The organism is Paenibacillus apii, from assembly GCF_011043685.1.
Taxonomy (GTDB): Bacteria; Bacillota; Bacilli; order Paenibacillales; family Paenibacillaceae; genus Paenibacillus_AQ; species Paenibacillus_AQ sabinae.
The window spans coordinates 83,815-98,455 of the sequence record NZ_JAAKGU010000015.1 but is presented as its reverse complement, the minus strand read 5'-3'; the positions used below and the strand labels follow the sequence as shown (position 1 = coordinate 98,455).

Below are 14,641 nucleotides of genomic sequence, written 5' to 3'. Positions count from 1 at the left end.
AGCCTGAATGAATTTGAAAGACCCATCTTTAACGGTTCGGTAATAAGAAGCGTGAAGATTTGTTTGGAGAGATACCCAAGTGGCTATAAGGGGACCCTCTGCTAAGGGGTTAGACTGCGTAAGCGGTGCGAGGGTTCGAATCCCTCTCTCTCCGCCACTTCAAATTCATCTTATAGTATGGCGGCGTAGCTCAGCTGGCTAGAGCGTACGGTTCATACCCGTGAGGTCGGGGGTTCGATCCCCTCCGCCGCTACCATACATACGGAGGCTTAGCTCAGCTGGGAGAGCATCTGCCTTACAAGCAGAGGGTCGGGGGTTCGATCCCCTCAGCCTCCACCATTTGATAATTTCATAATGACATATGACATCATGCCGGTGTAGCTCAATTGGTAGAGCAACTGACTTGTAATCAGTAGGTTGGGGGTTCAAGTCCTCTCGCCGGCACCATTGTCACAAACGCGGAACCGTGGTGTAGAGGCCTAACATGCCTGCCTGTCACGCAGGAGATCGCGGGTTCGAATCCCGTCGGTTCCGCCATTTTTATGTCAATTTATGGCTCGGTAGCTCAGTCGGTAGAGCAGAGGACTGAAAATCCTCGTGTCGGCGGTTCGATTCCGTCCCGAGCCACTTTCATGGAGGCTTAGCGAAGTGGCCAAACGCAGCAGACTGTAAATCTGTTCTCTTACGAGTTCGGTGGTTCGAATCCATCAGCCTCCACCATGATTTGAGCCATTAGCTCAGTTGGTAGAGCACCTGACTTTTAATCAGGGTGTCGAAGGTTCGAGTCCTTCATGGCTCATCCTGTTCAAGAAGTCATCACCATTAGGTGATGGCTTTTTTTGTTTTTTACATTATTTTAGATAGCTATGGGCACTTGGTAACTTCGCTGCATTTTAGCTGACTACAAGAACAGACAAAAGCGTGATAAAATAGGCAAAAAGAGCAAAAGTGGTGGAGTATGTTGACAATGGATACTGAGACGTTGCGGCAAAAAATGGAGCACCTCACCGGTAAAAAATCAGGAATTAAGCAATTCGGGAGGCAGCAATCGGCTTCTCTTTTTGGAGTTGAATCGAAGGCGGTACAGCAGTCCGTATTGTTTGAAGGAAGCGTTTGGATACCCCTTTATGAGAGCGAAGGCCGGATTACAGCTTTGTCGATCGAGACGGAGGGCCTTTCCGAGATGGAGCAGCAGCTCGCACAGTTTGCCGCCGAGAATTATGCTGCCGCGCTCAGAGCCTCGGGCTTTAAGGAAGAAGGGGAAGCGGAGGCGCGGCAGCTTGGCGCATGGTTGAACACGCAGCTTGAGCGAAATCTGGACGATGGCGAAATTTCGGACGAAATCGCTTTAAAGAGCCGTTTGTTCACCGATATGGTTCCTTTTCTGCTTGTTGGAGAAAATACGCACAGCTCCGATATCGCCTACCGCTCTCTTTTAAAATTAATCCGGAGTTATTTCGACAATACAACGCTGCTCATCCCTTTGCAGACAAAAGAGTGGCTGATTCTGGCACGCAAGGATCTGCTTACAGGCACGGAAGAGAAGGACGAGCAGGAGGAGAGCGACGATGAGGAGCTTCTGGCACAGGCCTGCATGGGCCTTCATGAACTGATCGCGTCCGAGTGGGTCGGCGTGTTTCATGTGAGCGTTTCCTCTTCAATTATTCCTCTTAAAGGTCTGGCGGGGGTAGTTACGCTGCTGAGGGAAACGATCAGTCTGGGACGTATCTTTGAGGTGGGAGAATATATTCACTTGCCTTGGGCGCTCCAATTGGAAAGGCTTGTCAACAGCATACCCGACGGGCGGAGGCGGCAGCTGCTTGCACAGTTTGGCGATTATACGACCGTGCTGTCCGATAAGGAGATGCTGGTGACGCTGGAAACTTTTTTTCAAATGGATTGTAATGTCAGCGAAACGGCGAAGAAATTGTACATTCACCGCAATACCCTGCTCTACCGTCTGGACAAGATCAAGCAGGAGACAGGTGCGGACGTGCGGAGCTTTGGCGACGCGGCCATTGTGAAGCTTACCATGCTATTGTATAAAGTAACGAAAAGGAAATAGGATTTTTGTGAACGTTACAAATAGCCAGCCAGGGTGGACTGGGGTAAGATAAGTACAGGAAATGTTTCCGAACTCTATCCCTTATCCGAGGAGGAAATTCAAATGGCAGGCGTTCGTTTAGAGCATGTATTCAAAAAATATCCGGGTTCCGATAAAGCAACCGTAATTGACGTTAATCTTGACATTAAAGATAAGGAGTTCCTCGTACTGGTCGGCCCTTCCGGCTGCGGTAAATCCACAACTTTGCGGATGATCGCAGGGCTGGAAGAAATCTCCGAAGGCAAGCTGTTCATCGGCGACCGCGTTGTCAACGACGTAGCTCCTAAAGACCGCGATATCGCGATGGTGTTCCAATCGTACGCTTTGTATCCTCATATGAGCGTGTACCAAAACATGGCGTTTGGTCTGAAGCTCCGGAAGGTGAAGAAGGACGAAATCGACAGAAAAGTGCGCGAAGCCGCCAAAATTCTTGATATCGAGCATCTGCTGGAACGTAAACCGAAGGCGCTTTCCGGCGGTCAGCGTCAACGTGTAGCTCTGGGCCGTGCGATCGTCCGCGATCCCCAAGTGTTCCTGATGGACGAACCGCTCTCCAACCTTGACGCCAAGCTTCGCGGACAAATGCGTGCCGAAATCACAAAGCTGGTTAAACGTCTTGAAACCACTTGCATTTACGTAACGCATGACCAAACCGAAGCGATGACGATGGGTGACCGCATTGTTGTTATGCAGGACGGCATCATCCAGCAAGCCGCTTCTCCGGAAGAGTTGTACAATAATCCGAAGAACTTGTTCGTAGCCGGATTTATCGGCTCTCCGACAATGAACTTTATTTCGGGTACTTTGTCCGAAGTTAGCGGAGCGGTTCGTTTCATCGCTGATAACCTGGACGTTGAAGTTCCGGGCGGCAAAGCTCAACTGCTTCGCAGCAAAGGTTATATCGGTAAGGAAGTTGTCATGGGCGTTCGCCCGGAAGACATCCACGAAGAGCCGGTATTCCTTGAAGCTTCTCCAAATACAATCTTCTCCGCACTGGTAGACGTAACCGAGAACCTGGGTCATGAAATGCTGCTGTACCTGAGCGGTATCGGTAAAGATTCCGTTATCGCCCGCGTGGACGGACGTTCGACCACCCGCGAAGGCAGCAAGGCGAAGCTGGCAATCGACATGAACAAAGTGCATTTGTTTGATAAACAATCGGAACTGAACATTTTGCTGGGATAAGCGTCAGGTTCAGATTTCTTTGGAAGCCGCCCTTCGGGGCGGCTTTTTTAATATTAATGAAGAGATTCGGCAGACCCTGTCCACGCACCCCTTCTGCCCGGTATAATGATTGCATTCACACCCGTTATCCTTTAAGATAGCAGGAGAATTACCTGCCGGGAGGAAGGATTATACAGCCGCTGCCGGTCAAGGGAAGCAGGACAAGCGGGATCAAACCGCAGGCGACGAAAGGAAGAAATAGATATGGCCAAGAAGGTAAAAGTATCGGAATTGGTACAGCATTTTCAACTGGAAGTCATTTCCGGACAAGAAGGCCTGAAAAGGCTGATTACGGTCGACGACCTGAACCGCCCCGGCCTCGAAATGGCCGGATATTTCGAATATTATCCTGAAGACCGGGTTCAACTGATGGGCAAGACCGAGCTCGCCTTCTTCTCAATGCTTCCTGCCGAGGAACGGATCAGCCGAATTCGCGGTATTTGCCACGACGAGACGCCTTGCATCGTGATTACACGCGGGCTGGATGTGCCGCAGGAGCTGATTGATGTCAGCAATGAGAAAGGGCTGCCCGTATTGCGCAGCTCGATGGCGACAACGATTTTTTCCAGCCGCTTGACGAGCTTTCTGGAAGGCCAGCTGGCTCCGACCGCGACCATTCACGGCGTGCTCTGCGACGTCTATGGCGTCGGCATGCTGATTACCGGCAGCAGCGGCATCGGCAAGAGCGAGACGGCGCTGGAGCTGGTGAAGCGCGGACATCGGCTGATTGCCGACGACGCCGTTGAGATCCGGCAGACGTCGGACAACCAGCTGCACGGGACCGCGCCGGAGCTGATTCGGCATCTGCTCGAAATCCGTGGGGTCGGCATTATCAACGTCATGACGCTGTTCGGCGCCGGAGCGATCCGCAACCACAAGCGGATTACCCTTGTCGTCAAACTGGAAGCCTGGCAGCAGGATAAGCAGTATGACCGTCTAGGATTGGATGAGGAGACGACGCGCATCATCGACACCGATGTGCCGCTGGTGACCATTCCGGTGCGTCCGGGACGGAACCTTGCCGTTATTATCGAAGTGGCGGCTATGAATTACCGGTTGAAGCAGATGGGCTTCAATGCCGCGCTGCAGTTCACCCACAAGCTTACGGCAACCATATCGGAAGATATGGATGACCTGGACTAGGAGGGCGAGAGAATGTTTCCACTGGCGCTGGATCCGATTGCCTTTTCAATCGGCGCTTTAAAGGTGCATTGGTATGGCCTGATTCTGGGACTTGGCGCGTTGACGGGCCTGTTCCTTGTGATCCGGGAGGGAAGAAGATTCGGAATACCGCAGGAATTTTTTATGGATTTGCTGCTTCTCGGCGTCCCTTCGGCGATTATCGGCGCACGTATTTATTACGTAGCTTTCACTTGGGATGAATATAAGAACAACTTTGTGGATGTATTTAAAATATGGAACGGTGGAATCGCCATCTACGGGGCGCTCATCGGTGCTATTATTTGCGCTATTATTTACTTCCGCTATAAAGGTTATCCTTTTTGGCGGATCGCTGATATTTGCGCCCCCGGGCTGCTGGCTGGACAAATGATTGGCCGATGGGGGAATTTTGTGAACCAGGAAGCCTATGGCGGTCCGGTTCATGAGACTTTTTTGCGGAACAGTCTGCATTTGCCGGACTTTATTGTGAACCAAATGTACATAGAGAAGGATTTAGCGTACCATCATCCGACCTTTTTGTATGAATCGCTGTGGAGCCTGGCCGGCATTGTGCTGCTCATGGTGCTGCGCAGACAGCGGTTTATACGCGCGGGAGAATTGTTTCTGTCGTATTTCATCTGGTATTCGATCGGACGGTTCTTTATTGAAGGGCTGCGGACCGACAGCCTCGCTTTCAAAGGCAGCGATGCTCTGGCCTCGTTGATTAACGGTCTGTGGAGCCCGATGAAGGGATTGGGCTTTGAACCGGGATATCTCGATCCGAACTACGGAAATATCCGGACTTCGCAGCTGCTGGCCCTGCTTATCGTCATCGCGGCGATCCTGCTTATTATCATCCGCCGGGCGACAGGCGCGGCCAAGGCCCATTATTCGGACCCGATTGTGTCCACCAAACAGCAAGCCGCCGACCCGGTACTGACGGAACAGGAAGGGAAACCGGAGCAGAACGTTCCCAGCCCTCCGTCCGCACCCAACCATCCGCCTTTGGAAGAGGAAAAAAAGGAGCATTAATCTATGATTGAAGGTATTTTATTTGATTTGGACGGAACGATCGTCAATACGAATGAGCTGATTATCAGCTCGTTTATGTACGCACTGGAGCAGCATTCGCAGCCTGCGCTTACCCGGGAACAGATGATTCCCCATATGGGAACCAGCCTTTCGGATCAATTAAGAGCGTTCACCAGTCTTCAGGATATCACCGCTTTGGAGGCTTCCTACCGCCTTTTTCAAAACGAGCATCACGACGAGCTGATCCGGTCTTTTCCAAATGTGAACGAAACGCTGGAAGGACTGCGCAGCCGGGGCATCAAGCTCGGGGTCGTTACAACCAAAATTCGTCCCACGACGATCCGGGCGCTGGAGATGTTCGATTTGCTGCAGTACATGGATACGGTTGTCACCCTCAACGATGTGACGAATCTGAAGCCTCATCCGGAGCCGGTGCTGACCGGGGTTAACAATCTGGGCCTAAGTCCGGAGAAAACACTGATGGTAGGCGACAGCGCTGTCGATATCCAATCGGCTAAAGCTGCCGGCGTACGGGCCGCAGGAGTGGCATGGTCGCTGAAGGGCGAGGATACGCTCCGCAAATATGAACCCGATTATATTCTTCAGGATATGGCCGACCTGTACGCAATTGTAGGTGAGGGAACGGCCGGACGGTGAGCAGAAAGATAACCCGCTATCCGGTCGAAGGAGATAATTCGCTTTGGCACATTTACCGGACGGTTAGTCCGTGGAAGGGCGTAAAAAATTTTATTTTTATCCAGATTGCGCGCTATTGCCCGATTCTTCCGCTCAAGAACTGGATTTATCGCCGGGTGCTTGGCATGAAGGTGGGGAAGCATACGGCTTTCGGGCTGATGGCGATGGTGGATGTGTTCTTTCCGGAGCTGATCACGGTCGGAGATAATTCGATCATTGGATACAATACGACCATTTTGGCGCATGAGTATCTGATCCGGGAGTATCGTCTGGGCGAGGTGGTCATCGGCGAAAATGTGATGATCGGCGCCAACACGACGATTCTTCCCGGCGTAACGATCGGTGACGGGGCGATTGTGGCGGCAGGCTCGGTGGTGCACAAGGATGTGCCGGCGGGAGCGTTTGTCGGCGGAAACCCGCTGCGCGAGTTGAAGAAAAGCCGATAAATGGGCGGTTTCCAGGGGCCGGAAGCGGCCCCTTTTGATTGCATAAGGACACTTCAGGGATGAGGAAGACCGCCATATGCCGATCCGGATCGGTCAGGGGACCTTTCGATTTGTTCAGCTTGCCCGAGCCTTCGGCGTGTTCCACGAAGAGGCCTGATAAGGGCGGAAGAACTACAGGAGGAGAACATGGGACAAAAAGAACGTATTCCGCAGTTGGATATTTTTCGGGCGATCTCCATCTTTGCCGTGGTGGCGATTCACGCGACTTCGCGGACGCTTGCGGAAACGCTGAATACGCCGCTGTTTCACCCTTTTTTATTCATCAATAAGTTCAGTCAGTTTGCGGTGCCTTCCTTCGTGTTTCTCAGCGGTTTTGTGATGTTCTACAACTATATTGACCGGCCGCTGACCGGCAGGACGCTGGGCAAATTCTACAGCCGAAGGCTGATTTATATTCTCGTGCCTTATGCCATATTCACATTGCTTTATTTTGTGCTCAGGCTATATGCCGGCAACCAGTGGAGCTTGCCCCCGGAGCAGATGGCCGCCAAGATAGCCAAATACGCGCTGACTGGAACGGCTTATACGCACTTGTACTACGTGATTATCATTATCCAGTTCTATGTGCTGTTTCCGCTGCTGCTGTGGGCATTGCAAAAAAGCCGCCGTCTGACCGCCTGGGCGCCGCTCATCGGTCTTGCGCTGCAGTGGGGGTTCGTGGTCCTTAACAAGTATATGGTCAACCACGGCTATTGGCATGTGTCAAAAGGCAGCCTCGCGATTACGTACTTCTCCTATTTTTTGCTGGGTGCGGCCATCGCGGTGTTTTATTCCTCTCTAAAGCCGTGGCTGATCCCTTGGGAGGATAGGAAACGGACGGGGCCTTGGCTGCTGTGGGCCGTCCTGTGGGTGGCCTGGTTTGCCGCCGGAATCGCCCATGTCGAGCTGTGGAACCGCAATTATACGCAAAAAACGGTCATTAACAGCTTTTGGTTCGAAGGGGCTGCAAATGCGCACGCGCTGCTGTCCTGTCTGCTGCTGTTTCAGCTTTCCTTCCTGTTGTTCGGTGCGGGCCGGCGGCTGGGGTCCAGACTGCTGATTTCAGCCGGAGTGTGTTCGTTCGGCATTTATCTGGTTCATCCGGCCGTGCTCTTTTTCTACCGGAAGATTGAATTTCACGGCGGGTTCCTTGCCTATGTACTGGCTATTGCCGGCGGCTGGCTGGCCTCGCTGGTTCTGTCCTGGATCATTGTGGCGCTTGCTTTCCGGTTCATCCGGCCCGCGTGGATTCTGTTCGGCTCGGCCCCGGCGCGCCCGGTGAGACAGACGCAGGAGCTGCGGCGGGAGCATAACGGAGTATAGCTGAGCATAGCGGGAGCAGAACGAGAGCGGATTAAAAAGGATAAACGAGGTAAAAGGGGGTTCCCGGTCATGTTGGATGACGGGAACCCCCTTTTTAGAACAGTCGTACTCGGTACGGGGCGCGGCTTGAAACAGGTGGCAGGTTTGTTTTTGAGGAACCTGCTTTTTTGGATTAAAAATTAGTCAGGTACTTGAATAAATTGGATATTTCGCTCCTCCCGGTCCCGATCGCAGCCTGCGCTCTCCGCCTCCTGATGGATGTCATCCCGGGCCGGGCGCTTCGCATCGTAGCTTGATCCAAGTGCTCCCTATGAACGGGCAGCACTTTTTGCTTTGGGGTTTTTCGGCTCTCGCCTGTGCCATGCTTGCCGTCGAGCGCTGATTTTTATATAGCGACGTTTTTCATCTCCAATTCTTATATCACTGATATAGAAAACGCATATCCATCCAAGATTTCAAGATTAATGATGTGCCGAAATCACTACAAAATCCGCAGTTTTTTTCACATTTACAGAAAATTAACGCATGATTTACATAAAAGCAACATACATGTCAGTGACATATAGTAAGTTCGAAATAGATTCGGCCAATCGGCAAACACGGGTCGGCCGATCTGATACCAACAGAAGGAATGTCCGGACATGAACTCTGAAATGCGCTCCGCAGGGGCAAGAACGCAACTTTATTTGCAAGTGGCAGACAAGGCGTGGGAGATTATCTGCAGCCGCAAATTGCAGCCGCATGATCCCGTTCCTTCGGAGGGAGAGCTGGCGAAGCTGTGCGGCGTCAGCCGGATGACCGGCAAGCTGGCGCTGGAGCATCTGGTGGAGCAAGGCTTGATCTATCGTCTGCCGAGAAGGGGGTCATTTCTCGCCGGTAAGCGGGAGGAAACGGTCGATGAGAACGCAGCCTCGGCGGAGCAGGCGGCCGCTGCGGCCGCGCGGACAGCGGGCAAGCAGATCGCGCTCATCCTGCCCCACCTGTCCGAGTACACATCAAGGATTATCGCCGCTGTGGAAAGCGAGGTCCGCAAGCATGACTTGGACCTCATTCTGCAAATCAGCAAGGACAAGGATGACGAGGATCGCGGCTTGCAGAAACTCGCGGCCGGCGGCGTGGGCGGCGTCATTCTGTTCCCCCAGGGGCGCAAGACATGCAGCGACCAGGTGCTCCGGCTGAAGCTGGAACAGCTGCCGCTGGTGATTATCGACCGCATTTTCCGCGAGGTTCAGATCGACTGCGTGTATCACGACCACTACCGGGGCTCTTACGAGATGGCGCAATATTTGATCGGAAAAGGACACCGGGAAATCGGCTACACCTCGAACATGAGCGAGAATATTACCAGCCGGGAGGAACGGTATCAGGGGTATATTCAGGCGCTGCTGGATCACGGTATTCCGGTCAGGAACGAATATATCCATTTCCGCAGCGTTCCTTGCGATCCCGGCCGCATCAATCAGAGCGATCCCGAGCAGGAACAGTTCATCGCCCGCAGTCCGCAGATGACCGCGGTGATGTGCGGGGACGATCATGTGGCGGCAACCACCTTGTTCACGGCGCTGCACATGGGCATTCCGGTTCCGGACAAGCTGTCGATCGTCGGCTTCTCCGACATTCAGCTGTCGGCCCTGACGCCGGTTCCTTTGACGACGGTGCGCCAAGATACGGAACGGCTGGCCCGCTCGGCGGTGGACCTGCTGATGAAGCGCGTCAACCGTTCCAAGGAGAAACAGCTTACCATCAAAATTCAGACGGCCATTACCGAGAGGAAGTCCGTGCTTGACAGAGGAGTTCTTTTATGAAAATTCACTTTCTCGGAACCGCGGCGGCCGAGGGGTTCCCGAATGCCTTTTGCCGCTGCGAATTCTGTATTAAGGCGCGGGAGCTTGGCGGAAGAAATATCCGCACACGCTCTTCGGCCATCATCGACGATACGATCAAATTCGATTACTCGCCTGATTCCTACATGCAGGCCTTGCGGGACGGGCTGGACTTCGGGGCGATTGAGCATCTGCTCGTCACGCATACGCATTCCGATCATTTTAACGCATACGATCTGGAATGCCGGAGAGCGGGAATCGCCCACGGGCTGGAGCATCCGCTGCACATTTACGGGAACGATTGCGTCATGCACCAGGTCCGCATGGCTATCGGACGGTTCGAGGGCGAGCGGTTCGCCTTTCACCGGCTGCATCCGTTCCGGACGTTCACGATGGGGGAAGCCCGCGTAACGCCGCTGCTCGCGGATCACGACCGTATGGAGACCTGCCTGCTGTACGTTGTGGAGAAGGGCGGCAAGAAGCTGCTGTACGGCCATGATTCGGGCTGGTATCCGGAGCCGACCTGGGAGTGGCTGCGGGAGCAGGAGCTGGACGGCGCCATTCTCGACTGCACGCACGGGTATACCGGCAACTCCCGCGACCGCAATCATATGGGAGTCGAGACGGTGCTGGAGACGCAGCGCGAGTTCCGCCTGCACCGCATTATCAAGCCGGAAGGGACGATCGTCGTCACCCATTTCAGTCATAATTCCAGGCTGCTGTACGACGATTTCGACGCCATCTTCCGTCCCGTCGGGATCATCACCGCCTATGACGGGTTGATTTTAAACCTCTAATTTCGATAAACCAAGGAGTGGGAAATGACATGAAAAAGGTATTGAAGATGGCGTGCATCGCCATCCTCTGTCTAGCGGCAACGGCTTGCGGCAACGGAAGCGGAGGGAACAACGGAGCAGCGGGAGGCACAACGCCGCCGTCCGATGCGGCCGCCGCTTCAGCCGCGCCGGAGAACACGGCTTCGGCCAACGACAAGCTGATCGTGTACACCAATGCCAATTCCGACGGCCGGGGCGAGTGGCTGATCGCAGAGGCCAGCAAAGCGGGCTTCGACATCGAGCTGGTCGGAGCGGGCGGCGCGGACCTGACGAACCGGCTGATTGCGGAGAAGAACAACCCGACGGCCGACGTCGTGTACGGATTGAACAACATGCTCTATGAGAATCTGAAGAAAGAGAACATCCTGGCCCGTTATGTGCCGAAGTGGGCGGGTGAAGTGGAGGAGGGGCTGAGCGATCCGGAAGGCTACTATCACGCTCTGGTGAAGCAAGCAATTCTGCTCGGCTATAACCCGGAGGCGTTCACGCCGGAGACAGCGCCGAAGGATTGGACGGACCTGTATCAGAACGACGCGTACAAGGGCAAGTATGAAGCGCCGACCTTGCTCGGACAGATGACACCGCGGCTCGTCGTGGCGGGCATCCTGACCCGCTATACGGACCCCAGCGGAGATCTCGGCATCTCCGAGGAAGGCTGGAATGCGGTGCGGCAATTGTACAATAATGGCGTGCCGGCGGTCGAGGGGGAAGATTTCTACGCCAATCTGGCGAGCGGGAAGACGCCGCTGGGCGCTATCGTCTCCGGTACGCTCGCCAAGAAGGAAGAGCAGTATAAAGTCAAAGCGGGCATCGTCAGCCCGGAGATCGGCGTGCCGGTGATCGTCGAGCAAGCGGCCATCGTGAACGGAACGAAGAAGCAGGCGACCGCCGAGCGGTTCTTGGATTGGCTCGGCTCCGCCGAGGTGCAAGGCGCATTTGCCGCGCAGTTCAAAGCAATGCCGGCGAACAAGCAAGCCGCCGAGCAAGCCGATCCGGCCATCAAGGCGCTGTATTCCACGCTGAAGACGCAGCCGCTTGACTGGGCGTTCCTGGCCGATCATATCGACCAATGGGTTGAGAAGATCGAATTGCAGATCATGAAATAGAGATGATTACCTTTCGCGATCTTCAAATTCATTTCGATTCGTTTCATGCTGTCAAGGATTTGAATCTGCGTATTGAAGAAGGCGAGTTCTTCACCTTTCTCGGCCCGTCCGGCTGCGGCAAAACGACGATTCTCCGCAGCCTGGCCGGCTTCATCGCCCCTTCGGGCGGGAGCATTCTGCTCAAGGACCGGGACATTACCCGTGTCCCGATTGAGCAGAGGGGGATCGGCATGGTGTTTCAGAGCTATGCGCTGTTTCCGACCATGAACGTGTACGAGAACATCGCCTTCGGCATGCGCGTCAACAAGGCGGGGAAGGCCGAGATCGACCGGGAGGTACGGGATATCGCCCGCAAGGTCGATTTGCGGGAGGAGCAGCTGTTCAAGAAGGTGTCCGAGCTGTCCGGTGGTCAGCAGCAGCGGGTCGCGATCGCCAGGGCGCTCGTCCTCAAGCCGTCCATTCTGGCACTGGATGAACCGCTATCGAACCTGGATGCCAAGTTGCGCGTGCAATTGCGCCATGAACTAAAGCAATTGCAGCAGCAGTTCGGCATTACGACGATCTATGTGACACACGATCAGGAGGAAGCGCTGACGCTGTCCAATCGGATCGCCGTGTTCAACGGCGGCAATCTGGAGCAGGTCGGCACACCGCAGGAGATATACAATCATTCCAGGACGGAGTTCGTCTGCAACTTCATCGGTGACATCAACCGCATCGTACCGGAGATGATCGCGGGCAGCCGCTTGCGGGAGAAGGTTGATCCGGGGAGAGTAGCCTATATCCGCAACGAGAAGGTGAGCATGCATCCTCTACCAGGGACGGATGTCGTACAGCTGAGAGGGACCGTGATTGAGCGGGAGTTCTATGGGCTGTACAGCAAATATGTCCTGCGGATGGCGGCGGGAGGCTTGCTGAAGACGATTGAGCAGGAAAGTGGACTAGCGCCGCACCGGGTCGGTGAAGAGGCCTGGGTGTACATGAGAACAGGCGATATCATGCAGTTTTAGAGAACGGAGGCAGTGGGTTGTACGCGCAAACATGGAAAGACAGATTCAGGACCGTTCACCCGGCCGTGCTCGTCCTGTACGGTCTGATCGCTTGGTTCATCGCGGCCTTTCTGATTTATCCGAATCTGAATATTTATTACCGGATCTTTTTTAAGGACGGCGTTTTTTCGCTGGAGGCGGTTGAGAAGCTGCTATCGTCCGGACGGGCGATGAAGAGCTTGTACAACAGCTTTCTGCTCGCGGTATCGCTGGTGGTTACCGTTAATGCCGTCGGCGTCACGCTGGTGCTGTTCACCGAGTATTTTGCCATTAAAGGGGCGAAGCTGCTGCGGCTCGGCTATTACACGACGCTGATCTACAGCGGGGTGGTGCTGGTGTCGGGCTACAAATTCGTATACGGGGAGAACGGCTTCATCACCAGGCTGCTGGCAGGCTGGTTTCCGCAAATGGACACGAGCTGGTTCCACGGCTACGGAGCGGTACTCTTCGTCATGACCTTCGCCTGCACATCGAATCATGTGCTATTTCTTGGTAACGCGATGCGGAAGATCGATTATCAAACCATTGAAGCGGCCCGAAATATGGGGGCGTCCACCTTTTATATTTTTCGCCGGGTGGTTCTTCCGGTATTGAAGCCGACTCTCTTCGCGTTGACCATCCTGATCTTCCTCACCGGCCTGGCCGCGACTTCCGCTCCCCTCATTCTGGGCGGCGTGGAATTCCAGACGATTACGCCGATGATCCTGACCTTCTCTAAAAGCATGACTTCGAGAGATCTAGCCGCGCTGCTGGCGCTTATCCTCGGCCTGGCGACCCTGATTTTGCTCACGGTGATGATCCGGCTCGAACGCGGGGGCCACTTCATGTCGGTCTCCAAAGTCAAGTCGGAGCTGGTCAAACAGAGGATCGCAAGCCGACTTGGAAACGCTGTGGCCCATACGATGGCGTACGGTCTGTTCCTGATCTACATGATTCCGGTCGTGCTGATCGTCGTATTCTCGTTCACCGATGCGCACAGCATCGCCACCGCCACGCTCCGCCCGGGCAGCTTCACCCTGGACAACTACGCGCTGGTGTTCTCCAGTATGGCGGCATTCAAGCCCTATCTGGTGAGCATAGCCTACGCCGTAGCCGCATCGGTTGCCGTCGTGGCGCTGGCGTTGGCCGCTTCGCGCATTTTGCACAAGTACAAGAACAAGTGGGCGACCGCGCTGGAGTACGCGCTGCTCATTCCGTGGATGCTGCCGGCGACGCTGATCGCCATCGGGCTGATTGTCACGTTCAACGAGCCGCGGGCGATCCTCGGTAATCTGGTACTGACGGGAACGGTCTGGATGCTGCTCATCGGCTACGTCATCGTCCACATTCCGTTCACGCTGCGGATGGTGAAAGCGTCCTTTTTCAGTCTGGACCCCAATCTGGAGGATGCCGCGAGAAGCCTGGGCGCGCGCACATTCTATACGTTCCGGAAGGTGCTGCTGCCGATCATCCTGCCGTCCACCATGGCTGTGCTGGCGCTGAACTTCAACAATACGCTGGCCGACTACGATTTGACCGTGTTTCTCTATCATCCGCTCTACCAGCCGCTCGGGATTGTCATCAAGAACAGCACGGACGCGCAGGCACTGGCCGATACCCGGGCGCTGACGCTCGTCTATTCCGTCATCCTGATGGTGATGTCCGCAATTACCTTGTACTTCGTGTACGGAAAAAGCAGAAGGGGGTAGCGGGAAAGCCAGCGGCCCCACCCTTGTTCGGCGATGGTCAGTCCTCAAATTTGGCGAATGCTGTCATGTGTCGCTTGTACAAATCCCTGCACTTTAGTGCAGGGTTGTTTAGTA

General features: G+C 54.5%; 12 protein-coding genes and 8 tRNA genes. All 20 read left to right on the top strand.

Annotated features, from left to right (window positions below; all coding sequences use genetic code 11):
* Positions 1–65: 65 nt before the first annotated feature.
* Positions 66–157: transfer RNA gene (locus tag G5B47_RS23560), tRNA-Ser, on the top strand.
* A gap of 22 nt (positions 158–179) precedes the next feature.
* Positions 180–256: transfer RNA gene (locus tag G5B47_RS23555), tRNA-Met, on the top strand.
* 7 nt (positions 257–263) lie between these two features.
* Positions 264–339, top strand: a tRNA-Val gene (locus tag G5B47_RS23550).
* Positions 340–371: 32 nt separating this feature from the next.
* Positions 372–447, top strand: a tRNA-Thr gene (locus G5B47_RS23545).
* Between the two features lie 13 nt (positions 448–460).
* A tRNA-Asp gene (locus G5B47_RS23540) sits at positions 461–537 on the top strand.
* A gap of 17 nt (positions 538–554) precedes the next feature.
* Positions 555–627: transfer RNA gene (locus G5B47_RS23535), tRNA-Phe, on the top strand.
* Between the two features lie 7 nt (positions 628–634).
* Positions 635–720 (top strand) — tRNA-Tyr (locus G5B47_RS23530).
* A 6-nt stretch (positions 721–726) separates the two neighbouring features.
* Positions 727–799: transfer RNA gene (locus G5B47_RS23525), tRNA-Lys, on the top strand.
* 168 nt (positions 800–967) lie between these two features.
* Positions 968–2,065, top strand: coding sequence for a PucR family transcriptional regulator (locus G5B47_RS23520; protein WP_165103691.1), 1,098 nt, complete (start codon positions 968–970; stop codon positions 2,063–2,065).
* 102 nt (positions 2,066–2,167) lie between these two features.
* The gene (locus G5B47_RS23515) at positions 2,168–3,289 is read left to right on the top strand and encodes an ABC transporter ATP-binding protein (RefSeq protein WP_165103688.1); all 1,122 of its coding nucleotides are present in this window, start codon (positions 2,168–2,170) and stop codon (positions 3,287–3,289) included.
* A gap of 243 nt (positions 3,290–3,532) precedes the next feature.
* Positions 3,533–4,471, top strand: coding sequence for an HPr(Ser) kinase/phosphatase (hprK, locus tag G5B47_RS23510; RefSeq protein ID WP_165103686.1), 939 nt, complete (start codon positions 3,533–3,535; stop codon positions 4,469–4,471).
* 12 nt (positions 4,472–4,483) lie between these two features.
* The gene (gene lgt / locus G5B47_RS23505) at positions 4,484–5,521 is read left to right on the top strand and encodes a prolipoprotein diacylglyceryl transferase (protein WP_165103683.1); all 1,038 of its coding nucleotides are present in this window, start codon (positions 4,484–4,486) and stop codon (positions 5,519–5,521) included.
* Between the two features lie 3 nt (positions 5,522–5,524).
* Positions 5,525–6,178 (top strand): pyrophosphatase PpaX, encoded by a 654-nt coding sequence (gene ppaX, locus G5B47_RS23500; RefSeq protein WP_165103680.1) that lies wholly within the window; start codon positions 5,525–5,527, stop codon positions 6,176–6,178.
* Positions 6,175–6,663, top strand: a complete 489-nt coding sequence (locus tag G5B47_RS23495; protein WP_165103677.1) for an acyltransferase — start codon at positions 6,175–6,177, stop codon at positions 6,661–6,663. The genes ppaX and G5B47_RS23495 overlap by 4 nt, the downstream gene beginning before the upstream one ends.
* Before the next feature lie 186 nt (positions 6,664–6,849).
* Complete coding sequence (locus tag G5B47_RS23490) at positions 6,850–8,025, top strand: acyltransferase (RefSeq protein WP_165103674.1); 1,176 nt, start codon at positions 6,850–6,852, stop codon at positions 8,023–8,025.
* Between the two features lie 641 nt (positions 8,026–8,666).
* On the top strand, positions 8,667–9,830 hold the full coding sequence (locus G5B47_RS23485) for a GntR family transcriptional regulator (protein WP_407945243.1): 1,164 nt from the start codon (positions 8,667–8,669) through the stop codon (positions 9,828–9,830).
* Positions 9,827–10,645, top strand: a complete 819-nt coding sequence (locus G5B47_RS23480; protein ID WP_165103671.1) for an MBL fold metallo-hydrolase — start codon at positions 9,827–9,829, stop codon at positions 10,643–10,645. Before G5B47_RS23485 ends, G5B47_RS23480 begins: the two co-directional genes overlap by 4 nt.
* Positions 10,646–10,674: 29 nt before the next feature.
* A complete protein-coding gene (locus G5B47_RS23475) occupies positions 10,675–11,790 on the top strand; it encodes an extracellular solute-binding protein (protein WP_165103668.1) in 1,116 nt (371 codons plus the stop codon).
* A gap of 2 nt (positions 11,791–11,792) precedes the next feature.
* Positions 11,793–12,800: an ABC transporter ATP-binding protein gene (locus G5B47_RS23470; RefSeq protein WP_165103665.1), complete on the top strand. Its 1,008-nt coding sequence runs from the start codon at positions 11,793–11,795 to the stop codon at positions 12,798–12,800.
* Positions 12,801–12,817: 17 nt separating this feature from the next.
* The gene (locus G5B47_RS23465; protein WP_165103662.1) at positions 12,818–14,527 is read left to right on the top strand and encodes an ABC transporter permease; all 1,710 of its coding nucleotides are present in this window, start codon (positions 12,818–12,820) and stop codon (positions 14,525–14,527) included.
* The last annotated feature ends 114 nt before the right edge of the window (positions 14,528–14,641 follow it).